We start from the raw sequence: 25,266 nt of genomic DNA on the forward strand, positions 1-25,266 counted from the left end.
CGGCTCCCCACAGCAGCGGTCAGCCTGGCGGCACAATGGTGGAGCCGGCTTACGGTTCCGCTCGGGCGAGGGGGCGCCTCAAGAATTCGGCGGCGTGTCCCTCGCGAGATAGGCGGCGATGTTCCGGCGGATACGCTCCAGCGGTTGTTCGGACGGGTCGGGCAGGGTGAAATCCTGGCCGGTGATGGTCTCGAAGGCGCGGATATAGACGGCGGCCGTCTCCAGGATCACCTCGGCGGGGATCGTGGGGATCGGGTCCTTGTAGGGGTCGCAGCGGGCGACGACCCAGTTGCGCATGAAGTCCTTGTCGAAGCTCTCCGGGCTCGCGCCGGCGGCGAAGCGCTCCTGGTAGCTCTCAGCGAACCAGTAGCGGCTGCTGTCGGGCGTGTGGATCTCGTCGGCGAGGACGATGCGCCCGTCCCCGTCGAGGCCGAACTCGTACTTGGTGTCGGCGAGGATCAGGCCGCGCGCGGCGGCGATCTCCTGGCCGCGCGCGAACAGGCCGAGGGCCGCCTCGCTGACGATCCGCCATTGCTCGGCGGTGAGAAGGCCGCGCTCGAGGATTTCGGCCTCGGTCAGGGGCTCGTCGTGGCCGCCGTGGTCGGCCTTGGTGGTGGGGGTGATGATCGGCCGGTCGAGCTTCTGGTTCGGGCGCAGGCCGTCCGGCAGGCGGTGGCCGTACATTGCGCGGTCGCCGGCCTTGTAGCGGGTGAGGATCGAGGTCGAGGTCGTGCCCGCGAGGTAGCCGCGCACCACGATCTCGACGGGCAGGATGGCGAGGCGCCGGCCCACCACGACGTTGGGGTCGGGATAGGCGAGGACGTGGTTCGGGCAGATTTCGCCCGTGCGCTCGAACCAGAACCGGGCGGTCTGGGTCAGCACCTGGCCCTTGAAGGGGATCGCGGCCAGCGCGATGTCGAAGGCGCTGATCCGGTCCGAGGTGATGAGGATGCGGCGGCCGTCCGGCAGGTCGTAATTGTCCCGGACCTTGCCCCGGTAATGGTTCGGCAGTTCGGGGAGGGTCGCCTCCTCCAGCACGTGCCGGGCATAGGGGGCGAGGGCGGCGTGATCCATCATGCGCTCCAGGCTGGGTGTCGCGGGACAAGCCTTTGCGCGGAAGTGCGGGGGAAGGCCAGAGGGGGAAACGCTCAACCGACATCCCGCCCATTCGCCCCCCTCATCCTGAGGTGCGGCGTAGCCGCCTCGAAGGAGGGCTCCAGCCAGCCGCGCGATCCCTGGACGGCTCCTTCGAGGCCCGCTCACGCGGGCACCTCAGGATGAGGTCGAGGGTGGGACGCCGTTCGATGTCACGCCTTCGCGGCGGGATCGTCCAGGGCCGCGATGCGGTCGAGGGCCGCGAAGACGGCGTCGTATTGCTCCGGCGGGAACTCGTGGAAGCCGAGCGCCCGGCCCATGGCGATGCCGAGGATGGCGAAGAACGCCACCGATCCCGCGCCGAACCCGCCCTCGGATTCCGCGAGGCGCCCGAGCCGTTCCGTCACGAAGCCGCTGTAATCGGCCAGCGCCGCCGGGTTCTCGATGGAGGCCACGAGCAGCGACCGGGAGATCTCGTCGTCGTCGCAGAGGTTGCGCCGGAAATGCGCCACCATGGCCCGCGCGAGGCTCCGGGGCTCTCCCGTCTCCGTCACCTCGCAGGCGGCGATGCCGGTCCGCAGGGAGGCGAGCTTGCGCGCCACGAGGGCGGCCACCAGGGCGTCCTTCGAGCCGTAATGGTGCAGCACGCCGCCCTTGCTCAGCCCCGCCTCGGCGGCCACCGCGTCGATGGTGAGGCCGCGCGCGCCGTTGCGCAGCAGCAGGGCGTCGGCCGCGTCGAGGATGATCTCCGGTCGCTCGGCAAGCCGCTGGCGCTTGGGCTGCATGACGATCCTTAGTTACCGACTGGACGGTATGTAGCAAAGAGATTATAGGGAGCCAAGGTTCCTCCGCCGCCCGGCGATCGTTGCGCTGCCGCCCGCATCATGCCTCCTCGCTGCAAGATTCGCCTCTCGCTCGCCGCCGCCTGCCTCGCGGCGCCGTTCCTCGCCGCCGCCTCGCCGCCGCCGGCGGACGAGGGGCTTCTGAGGGTCCGCGTCGCGGAGGCGCGCAAGACCTCCATGGTGGAGGATGTCGTGTTCAGCGGCGATATCCAGCCCCAGGCGCAGGTCAACGTCTCGTTCCGCACGAACGGCAAGGTCGCCAAGCGCCTCGTGGAGGTCGGGGATCATGTCGCGGCGGATCAGGTCATCGCCGAACTCGAACCGCTGACCCAGCGCGCCAACCTCGACAATGCCCGCGCGGCCCTGTCCTCGGCGGAGGCGCAGCTCACGCAGGCGAAGCTCACCTTCGAGCGGCAGAAGCAGCTCCTCGGCGGCGGCTACACGACCCGCTCGGCCTACGACAACGCGGAGCAGGATCTGCGCACGGCCCAGGCCGCCGTCGAATCGGGCAAGGCCGCCCTCGGCACGGCGCAGGAGCAACTGAACTACACCGAGTTGCGCGCCGGCGTGCCGGGCATCGTCACCCGGCGGGATTTCGAGGTCGGGCAGGTGGTCCAGTCGGGCCAGACCGTCCTCGTCCTCGCGCAGGACGGGCCGCGCGACGCGGTGTTCAACGTCTACGAGGCGCTGACCGCACGGCCGCCGGGCAACAAGGTCGTGGAGGTCTCGCTCCAGGCCGATCCGTCGGTGAAGACCAGGGGCACGGTGCGGGAGATCTCGCCCACCGTCGATGCGTCGAGCGGCACGGTGCGGGTGAAGATCGGCCTCGAATCGACCCCGCCGGGCATGAGCCTCGGCGCGGTGGTGGTCGGGCGCGGGACGTTCATGCCGAACGACGTGATCGTGCTGCCGTGGTCGGCCCTCTACCGCTACGAGAACCAGCCGGCGGTGTGGGTCTTCGATCCGGCCAAGCGCACGGTCTCGGTGCGCAAGGTCGTCATCGACCGCTACGGGCCGAACGTCATCACCCTGAAATCCGGCATCGAGCCGGGGGAGCAGGTCGTGGTGGCGGGCATCCAGTTCCTGCGGCCTGGCCAGACGGTCGCCGCCATCGCCCTCGGCGAGACGCCGCTCCAGGGCGCGGCCGTGACGGGCGAAGGCCGATGAACCGCTTCCCCGCCACCCTCCTGGCGCTCGGCGCCCTCGCCCTCGGCGCCTGCAAGCCGACCGAGGAGGCGCACGAGCCGGCGCCGATCCGCCCCGTGCTGACGCAGGTGGCGCAGCCGAGCGACAGCCTCACCTTCGGCCCGTTCCCGGGCACGGTGGAGCCGCGCTACCAGTCGCAACTCGGCTTCCAGATTCCTGGCCGCATGGTCGCCCGCGACGTGACGGTGGGCGATCTGGTGAAGCAGGGCCAGCGCCTTGCCGCCCTCGACCCGGTGGTCTCGCGCTTCGATCTCACCCGCGCCGAGGCGGACCTCGCCGATGCGCGCGGTCAGGCCGAAAACGCCACCGCTGCCGAGGCGCGGACCCGGCGCCTGCTCGCGGGCAACGCGGTGAGCCAAGCCTCCCTCGATCAGGCGGTGGCCCGGCGCGACACGACGCAGGCCCGGCTTTCGCAGGCGGAAGCGAGCCTGCAGAAGGCCCGCGATCAGATGGGCTACACCGAATTGAAGGCCGAGTTCGACGGGGTGGTGACGCAGCGCCTCGCCGAGATCGGTCAGGTCCTGAGCGCCGGCCAGGGCGTCGTCACCGTCGCCCGGCCGGAGGCCCGCGATGCCGTGGTCGACATCCCCGAAGGGCTCGTCGGCGCCATGCCGGCGGACGGGGTCTTCACCGTCTCACTTCAGAGCGCGCCGGAGATGACGGCGCGGGGCCGCGTCCGCGAGACGGCGCCCTTCGCCGAGACGGGCGCCCGCACCCGGCGCATCCGCATGACCCTGGAAGACCCGAACCCGGCCTTCCGCCTGGGCGCGACGATCACCGTCTCCCTCAGCCGCGCCAAGCCCCGCAGCTTCGTGCTGCCGGCGACCGCGCTGCTGGCCGAGGGCGAGCGGCGCTCGCTCTGGGTCGTGGCGGCGGACGGGGCCTCCGTCGCCCGCCGTGACGTGACTCTCGGGCCGGCGCCCGAGAACCCGGACGAGATCGCCGTGACGGACGGCCTGAAGCCCGGCGAGCGCGTCGTGGTGGCGGGCGTCCATTCCATCCGCGACGGGCAGGCCGTGCGCCTCGCCGCCGCCGCCGAGTGACCGAGCGGGACCGGATCAGATCGTGAAGGACTTCAATCTCTCCGATTGGGCGCTCCGGCACCGGTCGTTCGTCTGGTTCCTGATGGGCGTCTGCCTGCTCGCCGGGGTGATGGCCTATGGCCGCCTCGGCCGAGAGGAGGACCCGCCCTTCACCATCAAGACGATGGTGGTGCAGGCCATGTGGCCCGGCGCCACCATCACCGACACCCTCGATCAGGTGACGGACCGGATCGAGAAGGAGCTTCAGCAGCTCAACGGGCTCGATTACGTCCGCAGCTACACCACGCCGGGCCAGACCACGGTGTTCGTGCAGTTCCGCGACACCACCAAGCCGTCGCAGGTGCAGCCGGCCTTCTACCAGACGCGCAAGCGCCTCGGCGACATCAAGAACCAGTTCCCCTCGGGCGTGCAGGGGCCGTTCTTCAACGACGAGTTCGGCGACGTCTACGGCAATGTCTACGCCTTTTCCTCGGACGGGCTGAGCTACCGGCAGCTGCGCGATTACGTCGAGAAGGTGCGCACCGAGATCCTGAAGGTGCCGGATATCGGCAAGACACAGATCCTCGGCGCGCAGGATGAGGTGATCTCCCTGGACTTCTCCCCGCGCAAGCTTGCGGGCTACGGCATCGATCTCCAGGCGATCACCAAGGCGTTGCAGGCTCAGAACGCAGTCTCGGCCTCCGGCGTGGTGCAGGCCGGGCCGGAGCGGATTTCCCTCCGGGTCAGCGGCTCCTTCGCCAACGAGACCTCCCTGCAGGACGTGAACCTGCGGGTGAACGACCATTTCTACCGCCTCGCCGACATCGCCGAGATCAGCCGGGGCTACGCGGACCCGCCCTCGCCGCTGTTCCGCGTGAACGGCAAGCCGGCGCTCGGCCTCGCCATCGCCATGCGCCCCGGCGCCAACCTGCTGCATTTCGGCGAGGCCCTGAAGGAGAAGATGCACCGCATCGAGGGCGAGTTGCCCCTCGGCGTCGAGGTGCATCTCGTCTCCGATCAGCCGCGCATCGTGGAAGAGGCCGTCGGCGGCTTCACCCAGGCGCTGGTCGAGGCGGTGGTGATCGTCCTCGGGGTGAGCTTCCTGAGCCTCGGCATCCGCGCCGGCCTCGTCGTGTCGGTCTCGATTCCCCTCGTGCTGGCGATCGTCTTCGTCGTCATGCAGGTGATGGACGTCACGCTCCAGCGCATCTCGCTGGGCGCGCTCATCATCGCGCTCGGCCTCCTCGTCGACGACGCAATGATCACCGTGGAGATGATGGTCGCGCGGCTCGAACTCGGGGAGAACCTGAAGAAGGCCGCGACCTACGCCTACACCTCCACCGCCTTCCCGATGCTTACCGGCACCCTGGTGACGGTGGCGGGCTTCCTGCCCATCGGCTTCAACGGCTCGGGGGCGGGCGAATACACCTACTCGCTGTTCGTGGTGATTGCGGCCTCCCTGCTCGTGTCATGGGTGGTGGCGGTGCTGTTCGCGCCGCTCATCGGCGTCGCCCTGCTGCCGAAGACGGTGAAGCACCATGCCGAGAAGCGCGGCCTATTCACCCGGATCTTCCTGGCGAGCCTGCGCCTCGCCATGCGGTGGCGCTGGACGACGGTGGCCCTGAGCATCGGCCTGATGGCGGTGGCCATCGTCGGCATGGGCCATGTGCAGCAGCAATTCTTCCCGTCCTCGGACAGGCCGGAGATCTTGGTGGATCTCACCCTGCCGCAGAACGCCACTATCGCCGAGACCAAGGCCCAGATGGACCGGTTCGAGGCGGGGCTGAAGGACGACCCGGAGATCGTGAGCTGGTCGTCCTATGTCGGGCAGGGCGCGGTGCGCTTCTACCTGCCCCTCGATCAGCAGCTGAACAACGCGTTCTTCGGGCAGATGGTCATCGTCACCAAGTCGCTCGAGGTCCGCGACCGGGTGATGGCACGCTTGCAGAAGCGCGGCCGGCAGGACTTCGTCGGCACCGACGTCCTCGTCCAGCCGCTGAGCCTCGGCCCCCCGGTCGGGCGGCCGGTGCAGTACCGCCTGAGCGGTTCCGACGTGCAGGAGGTGCGCCGCCGCGCCCTCGACCTCGCGAACGTGGTCGGGCAGGATTCGCGCCTGGACGTGCCGACCTTCGACTGGAACGAGCCCGGCAAGGTGCTGCGCGTGCAGATCCTGCAGGACAAGGCGCGCCAGCTCGGCGTGACGAGCCAGGACATCGCCGGCCTCCTCAACGGGATCGCGGGCGGGCAGAGCATCACGCAGGTGCGCGATTCGATCTACCTCGTGGACGTGATCGGCCGGGCGCAGGCGGCCGAGCGCACCTCGCTGGACACGCTCCAGAGCCTGCAGATCGGGCTTGCCAACGGCGCGGTCGTGCCGCTGCTCGCCTTCGCCACCATCGGCTACGATCTGGAGCAGCCCATCGTCTGGCGCCGCGACCGGATGCCGACCGTGACCGTGCGGGCGACGATCCGCGACGCGACGCAGCCGGCCACCATCGTCGCCAACCTGAAGCCCGGCATCGACGCCTTCACCAAGGCCTTGCCCGAGGGCTACACCTTGGCGACGGGCGGCGCCGTGGAGGAATCGGCCAAGGGGCAGGGGCCCATCGCGCAGGTCGTGCCGGTAATGCTCCTCACCATGGCGACGCTGCTGATGATCCAGTTGCAGAGCTTCGGGCGGATGTTCCTCGTCTTCACCGTGGCGCCGCTGGGGCTGATCGGCGTGGTGCCCGCGCTGCTGCTGTTCGACAAGCCGATGGGCTTCGTCGCCATCCTCGGCATCCTGGCGCTGGTGGGCATCATCATCCGCAACGCGGTGATCCTCGTGACCCAGATCGAGGAGTTCCGCGCCGAGGGGAAGACGCCGTGGGACGCGGTCTACGAGGCGACGCACCACCGGATGCGCCCGATCCTGCTGACGGCGGCTGCCGCGAGCCTCGGCCTCATCCCCATCGCCCGCGAGGTGTTCTGGGGGCCGATGGCCTTCGCGATGATCGGCGGTATCCTGGCCGCCACTTTCCTGACGCTGCTGTTCCTGCCCGCGCTCTATGTCGGCTGCTACCGCATCCGGGAGGAGAGGGCGCCCGCCTGACCGGCACGTCTACCGGCGGCGGGCGGGGACCTTCACCGCCTGCGGCCGGGGAGCCCGGCGGGCGGCGAGAAGCGTGGCGAGGAGGGCCGCCAAGGCGGCGGTGGGCGCGCCGAGGACGAGGCCGGACAGTGCTGTGTTCAGGATCGTCATGGCGACACCTCCGAACGGTAAAGCTCAGGGTCGCCGTCGCCGGTTAACGAAAGGTTAACGGGTTCGGTTAACCGCGCGTTTACCCTACCGCTTCACCGATGCGGCTTGGCGCACGGAGGTCGGAGCATGGCAGGCAGGGGGCGCGTGCTTCGCCGGGCAGCCATGCTGGCGCTGCTCGCGATACCGGCCTCGGCCGAGGCGCAGGAGGTGCTGTTCCTGCGCATCCGTCCGCAGCCCGATCCGGCCGCCATCGGCGGCGGAGGAGGGGCCGAGGCGGAGCGCGCCGCCCGCGAAGCCGCCTGGGAGCGCAGCAATCAGAGGGCGCGGCGGATCATCGAATCGGTCTGCACCGGCTGTCTCGGACCATGGGTTCCCCCGGTGGCGCGGCAGGTCGCGAGCGCGGCCGCCCTCGAAATTCCTGGCCCGAGGGGGCTTGATACGGATGCCCCCCGTGAGGCATCCGAGCCGACCTTCGACCCAGCGATCCCCGAGAGGCGACCATGACGCAATCGCACCCGACCAGCGGCGCCGAACCAGAGGTCGACTGCCCCGTGAGCCTGGAAGTTCTGGGCTCCGTGTATCGCGCCGACGAGTACGATCTGCCGATGATCCTGGAGCAGATCCCGGCCATCAAGCGGGCGCAGCTCGCCACCTATCTCTACGGCAAGAGCCACATGCACCAGCTCGGCCTGAAGGTGGCCCGCGCCTGCGATCGCGAAGATCTGATCCGCGTGGCTGGCGAGATCGGCTCCGTGATCCATGGGCAGGCCCATCTCAAGCCGGCCAAGGCCCCCGTGGACGCGGCGGTGGCGCTCACGAAGCACAAGCCGCTTCCGGGCCAGAAGAAGGTGAGCCTCGCGGGGGCGGCCAAGGGTGCGCCGAAGCCGGCCATCAGCCTCGGCGGTTCGGCCAAGATCCGCAACTTCGACTGAGCGCCTTCCCCAGACCGAACGGGCACGCGCGTTGCGTGCCCCGTCCGGCTCGTTTAACTGCCGCCGATGAATACCGACCACGACAAGATCCTGATCGTCGATTTCGGCTCTCAGGTGACGCAGCTCATCGCCCGGCGGGTGCGTGAGGAAGGCGTCTATTGCGAGATCGTGCCCTTCACCAAGGCCGAGGCTGCCTTCCGCGAGCAGAAGCCCAAGGGCGTGATCCTCTCCGGCGGTCCCGAATCGGTGACCGTCGAGGCCAGCCCCCGCGCGCCGCAAATGGTGTTCGATTCGGGCGTGCCGGTCTTCGGCATCTGCTACGGGCAGCAGACGATGGCGGCCCAGCTCGGCGGCGCCGTCGAGGGCGGGCACCACGCGGAGTTCGGCCGGGCGGAGGTCGAGATCCTGGCCGAGTGCCCACTGTTCAACGGCGTGTGGCACAAGGGCGAGAAATACCCCGTCTGGATGAGCCACGGCGACCGGGTGACGAAGCTGCCGGACGGCTTCACCACGGTGGCGATCTCGAAGAACGCCCCCTTCGCGGCCGTGGCCGACGAGGCACGGAAATACTACGCCGTGCAGTTCCACCCGGAGGTGGCGCACACGCCCCACGGCGCCCTGCTGATCCGCAACTTCGTGCGCGACATCGCCGGCTGCTCCGGCGACTGGACGATGGGTGCCTACCGCGAGGAGGCCATCGCCAAGATCCGCGAGCAGGTCGGCGCCGAGAAGGTGATCTGCGGCCTGTCGGGCGGCGTCGACTCGGCCGTGGCGGCGGTGCTGATCCACGAGGCCATCGGCGACCAGCTCACCTGCGTGTTCGTGGACCACGGGCTGCTGCGCCTCGGCGAGGCCGAGCAGGTCGTGTCGCTGTTCCGCGACCATTACAACATCCCCCTCGTCCACGTGGAGGCGAGCGGCATGTTCCTCTCGGCGCTGGAGGGGGTCTCGGACCCGGAGGTCAAGCGCAAGACCATCGGCCGACTGTTCATCGACGTGTTCGAGGCCGAATCGAAAAAGATCGGCGGGGCGAAGTTCCTGGCGCAGGGCACGCTCTACCCGGACGTGATCGAGAGCGTGTCCTTCACGGGCGGCCCCTCGGTGACGATCAAGAGCCACCACAATGTCGGCGGCCTGCCCGAGCGCATGGACATGAAGCTCGTGGAGCCCCTGCGCGAGCTGTTCAAGGACGAGGTGCGGGTGCTCGGCAAGGAGCTCGGCCTGCCGGAGGCCTTCGTCGGCCGCCATCCGTTCCCCGGCCCCGGCCTCGCGATCCGCTGCCCCGGCACGATCACGGGGGAGAAGCTGGACGCCCTGCGCAAGGCCGATGCGATCTACCTCGACGAGATCCGCCAAGCGGGCCTCTACGACACGATCTGGCAGGCCTTCGCGGTGATCCTGCCGGTGAAGACGGTGGGCGTGATGGGCGACGGCCGCACCTACGACCACGTCTGCGCACTCCGCGCGGTGACGTCGGTGGACGGCATGACGGCCGATTTCTACCCCTTCGACATGGCCTTCCTCGGCCGCGTGGCGACGCGGATCATCAACGAGGTGAAGGGCATCAACCGTGTGACCTACGACATCACCTCGAAGCCCCCCGGCACCATCGAGTGGGAGTGAGCAGACGTTTCCCCCTCTCCCCGCAAGCGGGGCGAGGGGCGCATACTCTGCGACAGTGTCTGATCACCCCCCGCACAAAGCCGGCGCCAGGGCCTGGATCGCCGGCCTGAACTTGGCGAGATGCAGCCCGTCGCGCAGGGCGCCGGGCTTGGCGTAGCCGGTCCCACCATCGCGCAGATCCGCGAACGGGTCGGTGAAGGTGCAGCCCAGCCGTCCGCACAGGGCCTTCAGCCTGTCCGAATAATCGCCGACCGCACCGGCATCCACCAAGGCCGCGATCTCGCGCCCCACCGGGGGGAGGGCGGTGACGACCACCCGATCCGTGACCGCCTGAAGGCCATGCACGATCCGCTCGGCCGAGGCCTCGAAGCGGGACGCCGCATCGACCCCGCGCGGGCGGTTCTTCAGGAGGAGGTCGTTGGTGCCGATGGTTAGCGAGACCGCTGTCGGCCGCACCGGGAAGCGCAAGGTCGCGAGATAATCCGCATAGGCCGATGAGGTCGCGCCGCTCACCCCGCCATTGATCAGAGGGCGGCCGCAGGGCCGCTGGTCGCCGGGTTGCAGCTCCGTCTGCGAATCGCCCGCGAGGAAATCGTACGCCGCCGGCGCCTCGTCCAGGGCGACCTGCACGGCGACGAGGCGCATCCCCGCATAGGCCCGCGCGTCGGCGGGGGCTTTGCGCGAGGACCAGCCGGCGATGGCGCCCGCCGCGAAGATCAGCAGCGCGGCGATGGCGGGGGCGATGAAACGCTTCATCGTCCGGCGCCCGCGCGATCCACCTGCGCCTCGGGTCGAGCGTCAGTGGAGGCGTAATAGGGCTTGATGTCGAGGAGCGGCGTCCCGTCGAGGCAATCGAGGCCGCGCACCCGCAAGCTGTCGCCCTCACGGCCCAGGAGTTCCACCACCGACAGGGCGATGGGGTTCGGCCGGGCGGGGGAGCGGAGCGAGAAGGTGCCGCGCGGCCCATCCGCGTGGCGCGGCTGCTGCACGAGGAGGCCCCGCGTCGCCCGGTCCATCCAGTAGAGCAGGATCAGGTGCGTGCAGCCGGTGACGTGGCTCAACCCGGTCGCGTAGGCCGGATCGACCTCGACGGTGCAGATTTCCTGCGTCTGCAACCCATTCTTCGGGCAGTCGGCGCGCTCCGTCCACGGCGTGCGCAGGCGGCCGATGAAGTGTAGGCCGGCATCGAACGTCTCCGGCAGGTCCGCCGCCACCTCGCCGGGGCGCACCCCGAAAGCGTCATCATCCATCGCCCGTCCCCTTACCGCGCGCGGTGTCGGACAAGGGACAGCGTGGCGCAAGAGGCGCCTCGCGCGAGCCGCCCGCGCGGTGTAAGCCCGATGGCCGGAGGATTCATGATCGAACGCGAATTGCGGCCGATGCAGGCCGTCCCGGATGCCGCCTCGGCGGTGGCGCAACTCGTCACCCTGTACGAAGGCGCGACATCCGCCCTGCGGGAGGCGCTGGAACGCTACCTCGGCGGCGGCGCGCCGCCGGATGCCTCGGAGCGGCTGGCCTTCCGCTATCCCGAACTGCGCGTGACCTACCAGCCGGACGGGCCGCTGCCGCGCCTGCGCCGGGCGACCGCCAAGCTCCAGGCGGGTGGCACCTATTCCACGACGATCACCCACCCCGCCTTCTTCCGCGATTACCTTCTGCGGCAGCTGGAACCGCTGGTGGCGGATTACGGCGTCTCCCTCGAAGTGGGTCTGAGCGCGCAGGAGATCCCGTACCCTTACGTGCTCGAAGCGGGGCTCGACCCCAGCGCGCGGCAGGTCGAGGCGGCCGAACTCGCCACCTACTTCCCCGTGCCGCTCCTCTCCGTGGTGGGCGACGAGATCGCGGACGGCACCTTCGACATGGTCGAGGGCGAGCCGAGGCCGCTCGCGCTGTTCGACGGGGTGCGGGTCGATTACTCGCTGCGCCGCCTCGTCCACTACACGGGCTGCGACTGGCGCGAGGTCCAGCCCTGGATCCTGCTCACCAACTACCACCGCTACGTCGATCAGTTCGTGCGGCACGGGCTCGAACGGTTGGCCTCCGGCGACGAGGGGTTCGAGCGGCTGGTCCTGCCCGGCGGCATCGTGGTGAATCGCGGCGAGGCCGAGGGCGCCGATCCGGCGGCCCTGCTCGCCGCCTCGCCCTGGCACCGGCACCAGATGCCGGCCTACCACCTCGTCGCCCGCGCGCCCGATGGGTCGATGCAGGGCACGACCCTGGTGAATATCGGCGTCGGCCCCTCCAATGCGAAGACGATCACCGACCATCTCGCGGTGCTGCGGCCGGATTGCTGGCTGATGGTCGGCCATTGCGGCGGCCTGCGCCAGTCGCAGACCATCGGCGATTACGTGCTGGCCCACGCCTATTTCCGGCGGGACCGGATCCTCGACGAGCTCGTGCCGCCGGACGTGCCGGTGCCGGCGCTTGCGGAAGTGCAACTCGCCCTGCAATCGGCCGCCGCCCAGGTGACGGGAGAGCACGACGACGCCCTGAAGCAGCGCCTGCGCACCGGCACCGTCGTCACCTACGATGACCGCAACTGGGAATTGCGGTTCACGCAGGAGCGGAAGCGCATCAACCAGTCGCGGGCCATCGCGGTGGACATGGAGAGCGGTACGGTGGCGGCGCAGGGCTACCGCCTGCGGGTGCCCTACGGGGCGCTGCTCTGCGTGTCCGACAAGCCGCTGCACGGGGAGATCAAGTTGCCGGGCGCCGCGAACGCCTTCTACGACCGGGCGGTCTCGGAGCACCTGAAGGTGGGCCTCGCCGCCCTCGATGTGCTCCGCGCCGACCGGGCGGGGCTGCATTCGCGCAAGCTCAGGAGCTTCGACGAGCCGCCGTTCCGGTAGCCTACAGATCGACCGACATCGACAGGAGGTAGGTGCGCGGCGCCGCCTGGAAGAACGTCCCGTACGAAGCGACGCCCGTCCAGTATTTTGCGCCGGCCACGTTGACGATGGTGGCGCGGAACACCGTGCGGCGTCCGCCGATCAGGGTCGCATACCGGGCGCCGACATCCACCCGTGTCCAATCCGGCACCGCCTGCCGGTTGGCGGCGTCGAGATATTGGCGGCCGGTATGCACCACCGCTCCGTCGAGGGTGAGACCCGGCACGAAGGGGATATCCCACTCCCCGCCGAGGTTCAGCTGGAGGCCGGGCACGCCGATGGGCGTATGGCCGACATTCGCGGCGGTGACGGTGCGGGTGAGGGTGCCGTCGAGGAGCGTCACCCCGCCGAGCGCCCGGATGCCCGGCGCGACCTCGCCGTAGACGCTGAATTCCAGGCCCTCGATCCGCTGCTCGCCGGTCTGCGCGTAGATGCGGCCGGTGCCGAGTTCGCCGTTCGGCTTGTCGATGCGGAACGCGGCGAAGGTGGTGGAAACCGCGCCCCAATCGACCTTCACGCCCACTTCCACCTGATGCGCGACGTACGGCGCCAGCACCGCGCCGGAATTGGCGGCGGTGGCGGGGGCCACATCACCCCGGCTCAGTCCCTCGATGTAGTTGCCGTAGACCGAGATGGTGTCCGACGGCCGCACCACGAGGCCGACCAGGGGAGTCGTGGCGCTCCTGTCGTAGGTCGTGAGCAGCGTGCCGGTATTCGCCGCGTAGTTGTGCGCCTCGACGCCCTGGCGGCGCACGCCCAAGGTCAGCAGCACATGCTCGTCCAGCACGGACATCGTATCGGCGACGGAGACGCCCGTCAGCGTGCTGTCTGAGAGGCGCGGGCGAACCTGACTCACCGCTACGCCGATGGGCGGGACGAGGATGGGGTCATAGATGTTCGAGCGGTAGCTGCGCCCGGCCGGCGAGAGGTAGCGGCCGATCTCCTCGTGGTAGGTGGATGCCTGGACCGCGACGGCATGGCGGATGAACCCGGTCTCGAAGGTGGCGCGCAGGCCGCCATCGGCGGTGAGGCGGTCGCTGTCGAGGCCGTAGAATTGCGGGACCGTCGTCGTGTCGCCCCGCAGGTTGGTGATGGTCGGCGCGGAAGCGAAGATGCGCGAGACCTCCGTCTGCGATCCGCCGACATCGGCGAACAGGGTGATCCTGTCGGTCAGGTCGTATTCGGCGCGCAGGAGGCCGCCGCGATCATCGACGGTCGAGGTTTCCCAGGGTTGGGTGACGTTGCGGCGTCCGTCCGGGGCCCGCGGCACGCCAACGCCGGCCGGCAGCAGGAACGGCCGAAGCGGCGCCTGGAACCGGTCGGTCTGCGCGAGCAGGTAAAGCCACGCCCGGAATCGCTCGCCTTGGTAGTCCAGCGCCAGCGCCCCGACCCCGCTCGTCTCCGATTGCCGGTCGAACGGCGTGTCGCCGCCATGGGCGCTGCCGACGAAGCGCACACCCCATTCGCGGTTCGCGCCACCCCGCCGCGCCACATCGAGCTGCCCGCCACCATGGGCACGGGAGCCGTAATCGAGGGTCAGGCGGGTCAGGTCTTCACCCGCGCGCTTGGGCACCACGTTGACGGTGCCGCCGACGCCGCCGTTCGGTGCGATTCCGGACAGGGCCGCGGAGGGGCCTTTCAGCACCTCGATCCGCTCGGCATAGTCGGCGAAGACGCGGAAGCTCGGGGCGATGCCGTAGAGTCCGTCGAAGGCGGTCTCGCCGCTGATTCCCTCGCTGGCGGGCAGGCCGCGAATGTAAAGCGAATCGAATGGCGCCCCGGTCGTCTGCGTGGCGCGGACCGAGGGGTCGAGGGCCAATGCCTCCGACACCGTCGAAGCCTGCCGGTCGCGCACGAACGTGTCGGTGTAGCTGGAGACGCTGAACGGCGACTTGGCCGTCTCGGTGTTGCCGAGGAGCCCGAGCCGGCCGCCCTGTGCCACCTGTCCGCCGGCATAGGCCGGTACGACGCCCCTCGGCCCTGCCGCGCCCTCGACAGTAAGGGTCTCGAGCGTCACCTCGGCAGCAGGCGGCCCCGTGTCCCGCGCCGTGGCAGGTGATGTCGAGGCGGAAACGACGACCATGCAGATGAGAACAGAGCGTCTGCGCCTGCGCGGAAGTATTGCAGCCATTGAAGTGTCGGTCTCGGCGCTGCCCACGCGCTGGATCAACGGGCGCGGCGCAATGACGCAGATTCGCTGCGCGGTTTCAACACGAAATAAGCGAGAAATACGATTTATGTTTTAGAAGTTTTACAATTAAATGTCGCGAAAAGGCCGTGGTTGTGGGTGCGATAGCTTTCGTTTTAGTTGAAACAACTAAAAATTGCTAAGTTGCCCCATCCTTCGTCAGGCGCGATGGAATGGGCGAAACGTGCAGGACATAAGTTCCGGACCCTTCGCCTCTCGCGAAGGCTGGATGCATGGACGACGCATTGCGATTGGCCTGGAACCGGGCAGGATCGCGGCCAATCAGGATTGGGGAGGACGCCCGCTTTGACCGGACAGGGTGCGTTGCTCGGCACGGCCCTCCTGCTCGTGCTGTGCATGGGCCTTTGGGCCACGGCCCTGCTGCCGGAAATCGTCACAGCGCTGGCGTTCTTCGGGTTGGCGATGCTGTTCAAGCTCGCCCCGGCCGAGACGGTGTTCTCCGGCTTCGCCTCGCAGGCGTTCTGGCTCGTCCTGTCGGGAATGATCGTTGGGCAGGGGATGACGCGCACCGGACTCGGCGCGCGGATGGCGCGGGTGCTCGCCCAGCGCCTGTCGGGCTCCTACACGCTGTTCATCGCCGGGCTCGTGGTGCTCAGCTTCCTGCTCGCCCTGGTGATGCCCTCGAATCTCGGCCGCATCGCCTTGATGATCCCGGTGACGTTGGCCCTGTGCGATGCCTTCGGCCTCGTGGTGGGGCGGCCGGGGCGGGAGGGTGCGGTGCTCGCGGTGGGCGTGGCGACCCCGGTCCTTTCGGCAGCGATCCTGCCGGCCAACGTGCCGAACCTCGTGATGGCGGGCTCGGCCGAGCGACTGCTCGGCGTGCACTTCTCCTACCTGTCGTATCTCCTGCTGCACGCGCCCGTGCTGGCCTTCGCCAAGGGCGTGATGCTGGTGGCTCTGATCGTCCGCCTGTTCCCGGACCGTGTTGGGCCGTCGACCGCCGGCCTGCCGGCGCTGCCGCCCCTCTCGGGCGCGGAGCGGCGTCTTGCGGCGATCCTCGTCGGCACCCTCGCCCTCTGGATGACCGACAGTCTCCACGGCCTGCCCCCCGCCTGGGTCGGGCTGATGGCGGCGGTGCTGTGCGTGCTTCCGAAGGTCGGCGTGATGTCGGCGGATGCGTTCGGGCAGGTGAGCCTGCGGACCTGCTTCTACATCGCGGCCCTGCTCGGCCTCGTCGCCCTGGTGAACGCCACCGGACTCGGCGAGCGCCTCGGCCATGCGCTCCTCGCTGTGGCGCCGCTCTCCCCCGGCGCCCCCGCGCAGAACTTCGCGGTGCTCACCGGAATCAGCACGGCGATCACCCTGCTCGTCACGGCCAACGGGGCGCCCGCGCTCTACACGGCGCTGGCGCCGGACATGGCGCAGGCGAGCGGCCTCTCGGCCCTGGCCGTCGTGTCGATCCAGGTGATCGGCTACTCGACCCTGTTCTTCCCCTATCAGGCGCCGCCCATCGTGTTCGCCAGCGAACTCGGGCGGGTGCCCCTGGCGCGGGCGGCCCGCCTCACCATGCCGTTCGGGCTCGTGTCGCTCCTGGTGGCCACGCCGCTCGATTACGGATGGTGGTGCCTGCTCGGAGCGCTGAAATGACAGAACTGTCGATGTGTCAGTAGCTGAGGCACATTGCGCCGCACCATGCCGCCTTGCGGCTTTCCCGCCTAGACACTACCGCTTCCACCTTAGAGACGGTCCAGTTCGAAACCGCGAGGTTCCCCCGCCGATGGCCCCAACAGCCCGCCCGACAGTGGCCCAGCCGCTCTCGCCGCATCTCCAGATCTACCGCTGGACGTGGACCATGGCGATGTCGGTGTTCCACCGCATCACCGGCACCGCGCTCTACGGCGGCACAGCCCTGGTCGCCATCTGGCTCGTGGCCCTGGCCTCCGGCCCGGCGGCCTATGGGTGGGTCGCGGGCTTCTTCGGGTCGATCTTCGGCAAGCTGATCCTGTTCGCCTACACCTGGATCCTGCTGCACCACATGCTCGGCGGCATCCGCCACTTCGTTTGGGACGCCGGCATCGGCTTCGACAAGACGCAGCGCCTCGGCCTCGCCCGCCTCACCCTGATCGGCTCGACCGCCCTGACCGTTGTGGTCTGGGTGGTCGGCCTGCTGGCTCGCTGAGGAGGGGACGACATGGCCAAGGAAGCAATCCGCCAGAACCCCGCCGTCTCGATCCGCACGCCCCGCGCGCGGGTACGGGGGCTGGGCGTCTCCCATCACGGCGCTGGCCATTGGTGGCTGCAGCGACTCACCGCCGTCGCCAACGTGGTGCTGATGCTGGCCTTCGTGGTCATCATCGCCCGCATGGCCGGGCGGCCCTACCCTGAGGCGATCCGCCTCGTGGGGAGCCCCTTCGTGTCGCTGGTCCTGATCCTGGCGGTGCTGTCGGTGACGATCCACATGCGTCTCGGCATGCAGGTGATCATCGAGGATTACGTCCACGCCCCCGCGACCAAGATCGCGGCCATCTTCGCCAACAACTTCTACGCGGTCGTCGTGGCCGTGGCCTGCCTCTACGCGATCCTGCGCATCGGCTTCGGCCAGCCGCCCGTCTGATCCCGCAACCTTCGGAGCCGACCATGGCCGTGAACGGAACGAACGGCGGCAAGCCCGCCTACACCATCCATGATCACGCGTTCGACGTGGTGATCGTCGGCGCCGGCGGCGCGGGCCTTCGCGCCACGGTGGGCTGCTCGGAAGCCGGCCTGCGCACGGCCTGCATCACGAAGGTGTTTCCCACCCGCTCGCACACCGTGGCGGCGCAGGGCGGCATCTCGGCCTCGCTGGGCAACATGGGGCCGGACGATTGGCGCTGGCACATGTACGACACCGTGAAGGGGTCGGACTGGCTCGGTGATCAGGACGCCATCGAGTACCTCGTGCGTAACGCCCCGGCGGCGGTGTACGAGCTGGAGCATTGGGGCGTGCCCTTCTCCCGCACGGAAGAGGGCAAGATCTACCAGCGCCCGTTCGGCGGCATGACCACCGATTACGGCAAGGGCACCGCCCAGCGCACCTGCGCGGCGGCCGACCGCACCGGCCACGCCATGCTGCACACCCTCTACGGGCAGGCGGTGAAGAACCAGACGGACTTCTTCATCGAGTACTTCGCCCTCGACCTCATCATGGACGAGGAAGGCCGCTGCCGGGGCGTCATCGCCCTCGATCAGGCGACCGGCGAGATCCACCGCTTCCGCGCCCAGCAGACCATCCTGGCGACGGGCGGCTACGGCCGCGCCTACTTCTCGGCGACCTCCGCCCATACCTGCACGGGTGACGGCAACGCCATGGTGCTGCGCGCCGGCCTGCCCCTGCAGGACATGGAGTTCGTGCAGTTCCACCCGACCGGCATCTACGGCGCCGGCTGCCTCATCACCGAGGGCTCGCGCGGCGAGGGCGGCTACCTGACGAATTCCGAGGGCGAGCGCTTCATGGAGCGCTACGCGCCGTCGGCGAAGGACCTCGCCTCCCGCGACGTCGTCTCGCGCTCCATGACCATGGAGATCCGCGACGGCCGCGGCGTCGGCAAGAACAAGGACCACATCTACCTGCACCTCGACCACCTCGACCCGAAGATCCTCCACGAGCGCCTGCCGGGCATCTCGGAGAGCGCGAAAATCTTCGCGGGCGTCGACGTGACCAAGGAGCCGATCCCGGTCATCCCGACCGTCCACTACAACATGGGCGGCATCCCCACGAACTATCACGGCGAAGTGCTGACCCTGAAGGACGGCAACCCCGACACCGTGGTGCCGGGCCTGATGGCCATCGGCGAGGCGGCCTGCGTCTCGGTGCACGGGGCGAACCGCCTCGGCTCCAACTCGCTCATCGACCTTGTGGTGTTCGGCCGGGCGGCGGGCAAGCGCTGCGCCGAGATCGTCGAGCCGAACGGCCGGGCGATGGAACTGCCGAAGGGCGCTACCGACAAGGCGCTGGAGCGCCTCGACCGCTTCCGTTACGCCAACGGCAGCACGGCCACGGCGGAACTCCGCGCCGAAATGCAGAAGACCATGCAGAACAACTGCGCCGTCTTCCGTACCGGCGAGGTGCTGGAAGAGGGCCGCGGCCTGATCCACAAGGTCCACGACGCCGCCTCGGACGTGAAGATCACCGACCGCTCGCTCGTGTGGAACACCGACCTCCTGGAGACGCTGGAGTTCGACAACCTGATCGGCCAGGCGGTGGTGACGATGGAATCGGCCGCCAACCGCAAGGAATCGCGCGGCGCCCACGCCCGCGAGGACTTCCCGGACCGCGACGACAAGGAATGGATGAAGCACACCCTGGCCTGGATCGGCGATACGGGCGGGGTCACGATCGATTATCGGCCGGTGCACACCTACACGATGTCGAACGAGATCCAGTACATCGAGCCGAAGGCGCGCGTGTACTGAGGCTTCTCCTCGGATGAACCATCAGGCGGCGGGTCGCTCCGTGATCCGCCGCGTCGACCTGCCCTCGCGGAATCGATAGTCTCCCATGGCCCAGTTCAACCTGCCCAAGAACTCGCAGATCACGCAGGGCAAGTCCTGGCCGGCGCCGGCCGGTGCGAAGAACCTGCAGACCTTCCGGATCTACCGCTGGAACCCGGATGACGGGCAGAACCCGCGCGTCGACACCTATCTGGTCGATCGGGACGATTGCGGGCCAATGGTGCTCGACGCCCTGCTGTGGATCAAGAACAAGGTCGACTCGACCCTGGTCTTCCGCCGCTCCTGCCGCGAGGGCATCTGCGGTTCCTGCGCCATGAACATCGAAGGCCAGAACGCGCTGGCCTGCACGATGGGCATCGACGAGTGCAAGAGCCCCGACAACGCCCTGCCGATCCTGACCCGCAAGGACAAGGACGGCGCCATCCGCATCTATCCCCTGCCGCACATGCCGGTGCTGAAGGATCTGGTGCCGGATCTCACAAACTTCTACGCGCAGCACGCGGCCATCGAGCCCTGGCTCCAGACCGACACGCCGTCCCCGGAGAAGGAATGGCGCCAGACGCCGGAGGACCGCGCCCGCCTCGACGGCCTCTACGAGTGCATCCTGTGCGCCTGCTGCTCGACCTCGTGCCCGAGCTACTGGTGGAACGGCGAGAAGTTCCTGGGCCCGGCGGCGCTGCTCCAGGCCTATCGCTGGCTGATCGATTCCCGCGACGAGAACACGGGCGCGCGCCTCGACAACCTGCATGATCCTTTCCGGCTGTACCGCTGCCACACGATCATGAACTGCGCCAATACCTGCCCGAAGAGCCTGAACCCGGCGAAGGCCATCGCCGAGATCAAGAAGATGATGGTCGAGCGCGAGGTCTGAGGCCTCCCACCCGGCGCCTCTGCGGCGCCGGGGCAACACCGGGGCGAAAACCCCGTAATTCACCTCCGAAGGCGCGCTCGCGCCGGACCTCGCCTTGTGGCGAGCGCATTTCCCGCCGAGGCAGGCACGGGGCGCCCTCCGGGTGCCCGTCCGAGTCACCAGCCCGAGCCAAGTGGGAACGATGCCGCGCCCGAGCCCCTCGATGATCGCCGTGCTTTGCCTCAGCGCCGGCCTCGGCGCCTGCGCGTCGGACCGTTTCGAGGGACCGAAGACCCGCGCGCCCGGACCTCGCGCCGATTTCGAGGCGCCCGTGGCTGCGATCCCCTCCGGCACCGTCACCGCCGCGCCCCTCGCGCCCCCGCCGGGCGCCTCGGCGAGCCCGGACGCGCCGCCTCCGCCGCCGCCGCCCGGTCCCGTCGCCGGCCTGAACCCGAGCGCCCCCGCGGTCGTCGCGGAGCCGGTAACGCCGCCCCCGCCGCCTCCGCCGGTCACCACCACCGGCCGCGCCGCCGTCGTGGGCGGGTGGGACGCCCGTGACGCCACGGGCGCGAGCTGCCGCGTCACCCTCTCGAGCACGCCCTCCCTCGACCTCTACAAGGCCTCGACCTCGGGCTGCGCGAACAAGGAACTCGGGCGGGTCTCGGCGTGGGATTACCGGGACGGGGAGGTCTACCTCTACCAGCCCGGCGGCACCGTCGCGGCGCGCCTCCGACAGGGCGGCGCGGGCCTCGACGGCGCCCTCACGAAGTCCGGCGCGTCGTTGGCCCTCAACCGTTAGTTGGCTGCCGTGGAGTCGCGGTTGCTTGGCCTGCGGCTTCCGGCCCTTACATGACGGGTCCCCCCGGAGCACCCGTCGCACAGCATGATTCTCGATTGGCTCGAACGCCGGATCGACCCCTTCGCGCCCTTCGATGAGTCGCGGATGCCCCCGAAGTCGGTCACCGGCTTCGCATGGTTCTACCTGCACCCGGTGCGCTGGGCGCTTGCCGCGCTGTTCGTCATCGCGGTGATCGCCGGCACGGTGGAGGCGTCCCTCTACCTCGTCATGCGCTGGTTCATCGACATGCTCGGCACGGCCGACAGGGCCACGGTCCTGTCGGACCACGCCACCGGCATCGTTCTGGCGGTGGTCCTCGTGGCGCTGGTGCGGCCGGCTTCGATCTGGGCGCATGAGGCCCTGTCGAACCAGCTCGTCGTGCCGCAGACGACCAACCTCGTCCGCTGGCGGGCGCATCTCTACACGCTGGGCCACTCCCTCTCGTACTTCCAGGGGGATTTCGCCGGGCGGCTGTCCAACCGGATCGTGCAGGTCGGGCCGGCGGTGCGCGAACTCGCGGTCGTGTTTATCGACACGCTTCTCTACGTCGCGATCTACGCGGTGACGGCGGTTGGCCTGTTCGGCTCGATCTCGCCCTGGCTGGCCCTGCCGGTCGTGCTCTGGATCGCCGCCTATGCCGCGCTGACACGGTGGTTTGTGCCGCGCGCCCGAGCCCGCTCGCACGCCACCGCTGAGACGCGCTCGGCGCTGATCGGCCGGGTGGTGGACAGCTACACCAACATCCTCACCGTGAAGCTCTTCGCCCGCGACCGCGAGGAGCGCGCGGCGGTGCGCGACGCGGTGCAGACCAACACCGACACGTATCTGTACCAGTTCCGCCTCGTCACCCTGACCACGACCCTTCTGGGGCTGCTCAACAGCGCGCTGCTCGTGGCGACCGCCGGGGCCTGTTTCCTGCTGTGGCGGGGAGGGGGGCTCTCGACCGGCGAGGCCTCGGCCGGGCTCGCCCTGGTGCTGCGCCTCATCGCGATGTCGGGGTGGGTGATGCAGACCGTGCGCGGCGTGTTCGAGAACGTCGGCGTCATCCAGGAGAGCATGCAGACGATCAGCCGCCCGCATGGTCTGACCGATGCCCCCGCCGCGCGGGAGCTCGCGGTAACGGGCGGGGAGATCCGCTACGAGCAGGTCGGCTTCCATTACGGGCGCGGCGACGCCTCGATCATCGAGGATTTCTCGCTCACGATCCGGGCCGGCGAGCGCGTCGGGCTGGTGGGAGTGAGCGGCGCGGGCAAGTCGACCCTCGCGACCCTGCTGCTGCGCCTCTACGACGTCGAGAGCGGGCGCATCCTCATCGACGGGCAGGACATCGCGGGGGTCACGCAATCGTCCCTGCGCGAGGCGGTGGCGATGGTGAGCCAGGACACGTCCCTGCTGCACCGCTCCATCCGGGACAACATCGCCTACGGGCGCCCGAGCGCCACCGATGCCGAGGTGGAGCAGGCCGCCCGGCTCGCCCATGCGGACGGGTTCATCGCCGACCTCGTGGATCACAAGGGCCGGCGCGGCTACGAGGCCCATGTCGGGGAGCGGGGGGTGAAGCTTTCGGGCGGGCAGCGCCAGCGCATCGCCATCGCCCGCGTGATCCTGAAGGACGCGCCGATCCTCATCCTCGATGAGGCGACCTCGGCGCTGGACAGCCAGGTCGAGGCGGCGATCCAGGATTCCCTCGATACGCTGATGGCCGGCAAGACCGTGCTCGCCATCGCCCACCGGCTCTCGACCATCGCGGCGATGGACCGCCTCGTGGTGATCGAGGCGGGCCGGATCGTGGAGGAGGGGACCCACGCCCAGCTCACGGCGCGGGGCGGGGTCTATGCCGGGCTCTGGGCGCGGCAATCGGGCGGCTTCCTGCCCGACAGGACGACGCCCTTCGAGGACGCCGCCGAGTAGAGTCTCAGGCCGCCCGCACGCCGTGGAGGAAGCCTTCCACCTCGGCACGCAGGGCCTCGGCCTGACGGGCCAATTCCTCGGAGGCGGCGAAGACCTGCCCCGCCGCCTCGCCCGTGCCGGAGACGGCGTTCGAAACCACGGCGATGCTGGAGCCGACCTCGGAGGTGCCCTGGGAAGCCTGGCTCACCGCCGAGACGATCTCGCGGGTCGCCGCGCCCTGCTGGTCCACCGCCGTGGCGATGGCCGAGGCCGCGCGGTTGATATCGTGGATCGTGCCCACGATGCCGCCGATGCCGGAGGCAGCCTTGGCGGTGGTGGCCTGGATGCCGGCGATCTGCGCCGAGATCTCGTCCGTGGCGCGGCTGGTCTGGGCGGCGAGCGCCTTCACTTCGGAGGCGACGACGGCGAAGCCGCGTCCCGCCTCGCCGGCCCGCGCCGCCTCGATGGTGGCGTTGAGCGCCAGCAGGTTCGTCTGCGAGGCGATGCCGGCGATCAGGGCGACGATCTCATCGATGCGGCCGACCGCCTCCTTCAGGTCTCCCACGGTGGCGGCGGAAGCCTGCGTCTCCTGAACCGCCGCGGTGGATTGAGCCAGCGAGTGATCGACCTGCCGGGCGATCTCCTGCACCGACGCGCCGAGCTCCTCGGCCGCGCCCGCCACGGAGGTGACGTTCGCCCCCGCCTGTTGCGCCGCGACGGCGACGGCTTCCGCCCGCGCGGAGGTGTCGTCGGCGGTCTGCGACAGGTGCTGGGCGGTGGCCTGCAACTCGGTGGCGGCGGAGGAGACGATGCCGACGATGGAGCCGACACTGCCTTCGAAGCCGTGGATGAGCACGCTCATCCGCTCGGCCTGGCGCATCTTCTCCAGGGCGTCGGCCTCCTTCTCGGCCGTCATCGAGCGCTGCTGCACGAGCCCATCGCGGAAATAGGCGACCGAACGGGCCATGTCGCCGATGGCGTCGCCGCGCTCCAGCGAAGGCACCGCGCGGTCGAGACGGCCGGCGGCGATCTCGCTCATCGCGTCGTTCAACTGCGCCACCGGAGTGCCGATATGGCGCGACAGGGCGTAGGCGCCGGCCAAGGTCGCGGCTGCCATCGCCAGGAGCACGCCGGCGATGGTGTAGAGGGCGTGGTTGCGCGCTGCCAGCATATCGGTGACGTCGAGGGCGATCTCCAGCGTGCCGATGGGCCGGCCGGAATAGTTGCGCAGCGGCGCCGCCAGCACCGCGACCGGGTGCCCGCCGATCTCGCTCATGCGCGATGCAATCGGTCCGCCCATCGCCTCGCGCTGCGCCTCCGGCGGAAGCAGAGACTTCTGCGCGAAGGTGGCGCCCAGCGTCTGCACGCCGCCGTCACCCACGAGATGCATGGCGATATCGACGCCGACCCGGCGCTTGAGGGCCGACAGGAAATCCGGACCGAGCACCGCGCCGACATCGGCGACGCCGACGAAGCGACCCTCGGCCGTCATCGGCACCACCGCGAAGATGCTGACGCTGTCCCGGCCCGGCTCGATGCCTGTCTGAGTGCCGCGCGACTGGATCACGTCGCGGATCATGGCGCGGCGGGCGAGCACGTCGTCGCCGAACTTCTCCGGTGCGTGCGAACGCGCGAAGGCCTTCCCGTCCGCTCCCTGCAGCGTCACGAGGCCGAGATCGAGCTTCTTCAGTTCGGGAAAGAGCGGGGCGAGCCGGGCGAGGGCGTCGGCGCGGTCTCCCCGCGCGAAGGCATCGGCGACGCCTCGGTCGTTCGCGATGGCGAAGGCGGAGGCGAGCGCCCGCTGGCCCTGCTCGGCCATGGCCTCCGAGACAGCGTTGTAGCGCCGCAGGAGGTTGGCCTCGATGTCACTGTCGCTCGCCGCGACCTGTGCGCGATAACTGACCACCCCCACGATGGCCGCGGACCCGAGCGACACACCGAGCATCGCTATCGTCAATTTCGCGCCAATGGACTTGAGTCGGTTTTTCAACAACGACACTTTGCAACCCCACCGAGAACTTGCGCAAGATTTTGAATTATGATGCCTTCGCTTGATTAACGCGCGGCTAACGTTTGGGGCGGCGGTGTGTGTCTTGGTTCTCTTGTCGCGACATCTTTCGGCGGGATTCGTAGCGCGACGCGCCGGTCACACATTCCGCACTTCCTCGCCGGTTTGGCTTGGCCATTGGTCCGGGGCGC

At 69.4% G+C, this 25,266-nt stretch carries 22 protein-coding genes; 15 read left to right on the top strand and 7 right to left on the bottom strand.

The genetic code is table 11. The annotated features are described in order from the left end of the window. Positions 1–78: 78 nt before the first annotated feature. Together ACS5Q7_RS07745 and ACS5Q7_RS07750 are read right to left on the bottom strand one after the other, a co-directional pair. Entirely contained in the window at positions 79–1,074 is a 996-nt protein-coding gene (locus ACS5Q7_RS07745) for a phosphoribosylaminoimidazolesuccinocarboxamide synthase (RefSeq protein WP_478338756.1), read from the bottom strand. Between the two features lie 233 nt (positions 1,075–1,307). Then, positions 1,308–1,880, bottom strand: coding sequence for a TetR/AcrR family transcriptional regulator (locus ACS5Q7_RS07750; RefSeq protein ID WP_478338757.1), 573 nt, complete (start codon positions 1,878–1,880; stop codon positions 1,308–1,310). Between the two features lie 99 nt (positions 1,881–1,979). On the opposite strand from ACS5Q7_RS07750, the gene ACS5Q7_RS07755 reads away from it, so the two are divergent. From ACS5Q7_RS07755 to ACS5Q7_RS07765, 3 genes are read left to right on the top strand one after another with little or no spacing between them, the layout of a single operon-like run. Next, entirely contained in the window at positions 1,980–3,104 is a 1,125-nt protein-coding gene (locus ACS5Q7_RS07755; RefSeq protein WP_478338758.1) for an efflux RND transporter periplasmic adaptor subunit, read from the top strand. Next, the gene (locus ACS5Q7_RS07760) at positions 3,101–4,186 is read left to right on the top strand and encodes an efflux RND transporter periplasmic adaptor subunit (RefSeq protein ID WP_478338759.1); all 1,086 of its coding nucleotides are present in this window, start codon (positions 3,101–3,103) and stop codon (positions 4,184–4,186) included. Before ACS5Q7_RS07755 ends, ACS5Q7_RS07760 begins: the two co-directional genes overlap by 4 nt. Before the next feature lie 22 nt (positions 4,187–4,208). Continuing rightward, positions 4,209–7,256, top strand: a complete 3,048-nt coding sequence (locus tag ACS5Q7_RS07765; RefSeq protein ID WP_478338760.1) for an efflux RND transporter permease subunit — start codon at positions 4,209–4,211, stop codon at positions 7,254–7,256. A 9-nt stretch (positions 7,257–7,265) separates the two neighbouring features. On the opposite strand, the gene ACS5Q7_RS07770 is transcribed toward ACS5Q7_RS07765, so the two are convergent. Beyond that, positions 7,266–7,406 (bottom strand): hypothetical protein, encoded by a 141-nt coding sequence (locus tag ACS5Q7_RS07770; protein WP_478338761.1) that lies wholly within the window; start codon positions 7,404–7,406, stop codon positions 7,266–7,268. Positions 7,407–7,532: 126 nt separating this feature from the next. Between ACS5Q7_RS07770 and ACS5Q7_RS07775 the strand changes: the two genes are divergently transcribed. The 3 genes from ACS5Q7_RS07775 to guaA all read left to right on the top strand — a co-directional run bounded on the left by ACS5Q7_RS07775 (position 7,533) and on the right by guaA (position 9,961). Further along, complete coding sequence (locus tag ACS5Q7_RS07775; RefSeq protein ID WP_478338762.1) at positions 7,533–7,910, top strand: hypothetical protein; 378 nt, start codon at positions 7,533–7,535, stop codon at positions 7,908–7,910. After that, positions 7,907–8,338 carry a hypothetical protein gene (locus ACS5Q7_RS07780; RefSeq protein ID WP_478338763.1) on the top strand — a complete coding sequence of 144 codons (432 nt, stop codon included), beginning with the start codon at positions 7,907–7,909 and terminating at the stop codon, positions 8,336–8,338. The genes ACS5Q7_RS07775 and ACS5Q7_RS07780 overlap by 4 nt, the downstream gene beginning before the upstream one ends. Positions 8,339–8,404: 66 nt before the next feature. After that, positions 8,405–9,961: a glutamine-hydrolyzing GMP synthase gene (gene guaA / locus ACS5Q7_RS07785; RefSeq protein ID WP_478338764.1), complete on the top strand. Its 1,557-nt coding sequence runs from the start codon at positions 8,405–8,407 to the stop codon at positions 9,959–9,961. A 63-nt stretch (positions 9,962–10,024) separates the two neighbouring features. On the opposite strand, the gene ACS5Q7_RS07790 is transcribed toward guaA, so the two are convergent. Both ACS5Q7_RS07790 and tsaA read right to left on the bottom strand, forming a co-directional pair. Continuing rightward, positions 10,025–10,717 carry an SGNH/GDSL hydrolase family protein gene (locus tag ACS5Q7_RS07790; protein WP_478338765.1) on the bottom strand — a complete coding sequence of 231 codons (693 nt, stop codon included), beginning with the start codon at positions 10,715–10,717 and terminating at the stop codon, positions 10,025–10,027. Then, a complete protein-coding gene (gene tsaA / locus ACS5Q7_RS07795; protein WP_478338766.1) occupies positions 10,714–11,211 on the bottom strand; it encodes a tRNA (N6-threonylcarbamoyladenosine(37)-N6)-methyltransferase TrmO in 498 nt (165 codons plus the stop codon). The genes ACS5Q7_RS07790 and tsaA overlap by 4 nt, the downstream gene beginning before the upstream one ends. Positions 11,212–11,316: 105 nt before the next feature. Between tsaA and ACS5Q7_RS07800 the strand changes: the two genes are divergently transcribed. Then, positions 11,317–12,810 carry an AMP nucleosidase gene (locus ACS5Q7_RS07800; RefSeq protein WP_478338767.1) on the top strand — a complete coding sequence of 498 codons (1,494 nt, stop codon included), beginning with the start codon at positions 11,317–11,319 and terminating at the stop codon, positions 12,808–12,810. 1 nt (position 12,811) lies between these two features. Here ACS5Q7_RS07800 and ACS5Q7_RS07805 read toward each other — a convergent pair whose 3' ends face one another. Beyond that, positions 12,812–14,932, bottom strand: coding sequence for a TonB-dependent receptor (locus ACS5Q7_RS07805; RefSeq protein WP_478338768.1), 2,121 nt, complete (start codon positions 14,930–14,932; stop codon positions 12,812–12,814). On the opposite strand from ACS5Q7_RS07805, the gene ACS5Q7_RS07810 reads away from it, so the two are divergent. The 8 genes from ACS5Q7_RS07810 to ACS5Q7_RS07845 all read left to right on the top strand — a co-directional run bounded on the left by ACS5Q7_RS07810 (position 14,886) and on the right by ACS5Q7_RS07845 (position 23,088). Continuing rightward, positions 14,886–15,095, top strand: a complete 210-nt coding sequence (locus tag ACS5Q7_RS07810) for a hypothetical protein (RefSeq protein ID WP_478338976.1) — start codon at positions 14,886–14,888, stop codon at positions 15,093–15,095. The two genes, ACS5Q7_RS07805 and ACS5Q7_RS07810, sit on opposite strands and share 47 nt — an antisense overlap. A gap of 299 nt (positions 15,096–15,394) precedes the next feature. Then, on the top strand, positions 15,395–16,645 hold the full coding sequence (locus ACS5Q7_RS07815) for an SLC13 family permease (RefSeq protein WP_478338964.1): 1,251 nt from the start codon (positions 15,395–15,397) through the stop codon (positions 16,643–16,645). 130 nt (positions 16,646–16,775) lie between these two features. After that, a complete protein-coding gene (gene sdhC, locus ACS5Q7_RS07820) occupies positions 16,776–17,177 on the top strand; it encodes a succinate dehydrogenase, cytochrome b556 subunit (RefSeq protein ID WP_478338769.1) in 402 nt (133 codons plus the stop codon). Between the two features lie 12 nt (positions 17,178–17,189). Further along, a complete protein-coding gene (gene sdhD, locus ACS5Q7_RS07825; RefSeq protein ID WP_478338770.1) occupies positions 17,190–17,612 on the top strand; it encodes a succinate dehydrogenase, hydrophobic membrane anchor protein in 423 nt (140 codons plus the stop codon). A gap of 23 nt (positions 17,613–17,635) precedes the next feature. Next, on the top strand, positions 17,636–19,450 hold the full coding sequence (gene sdhA / locus ACS5Q7_RS07830; RefSeq protein WP_478338771.1) for a succinate dehydrogenase flavoprotein subunit: 1,815 nt from the start codon (positions 17,636–17,638) through the stop codon (positions 19,448–19,450). Between the two features lie 85 nt (positions 19,451–19,535). Further along, positions 19,536–20,360, top strand: coding sequence for a succinate dehydrogenase iron-sulfur subunit (locus ACS5Q7_RS07835; RefSeq protein ID WP_426220200.1), 825 nt, complete (start codon positions 19,536–19,538; stop codon positions 20,358–20,360). 181 nt (positions 20,361–20,541) lie between these two features. Beyond that, positions 20,542–21,138 carry an AprI/Inh family metalloprotease inhibitor gene (locus ACS5Q7_RS07840; RefSeq protein WP_478338772.1) on the top strand — a complete coding sequence of 199 codons (597 nt, stop codon included), beginning with the start codon at positions 20,542–20,544 and terminating at the stop codon, positions 21,136–21,138. Between the two features lie 84 nt (positions 21,139–21,222). Beyond that, the gene (locus tag ACS5Q7_RS07845; protein ID WP_478338773.1) at positions 21,223–23,088 is read left to right on the top strand and encodes an ABC transporter ATP-binding protein; all 1,866 of its coding nucleotides are present in this window, start codon (positions 21,223–21,225) and stop codon (positions 23,086–23,088) included. A gap of 4 nt (positions 23,089–23,092) precedes the next feature. Here ACS5Q7_RS07845 and ACS5Q7_RS07850 read toward each other — a convergent pair whose 3' ends face one another. Then, positions 23,093–25,003: a methyl-accepting chemotaxis protein gene (locus ACS5Q7_RS07850; RefSeq protein WP_478338774.1), complete on the bottom strand. Its 1,911-nt coding sequence runs from the start codon at positions 25,001–25,003 to the stop codon at positions 23,093–23,095. Positions 25,004–25,266: the final 263 nt, after the last annotated feature.

This window comes from Methylobacterium sp. Gmos3 (assembly GCF_056430985.1).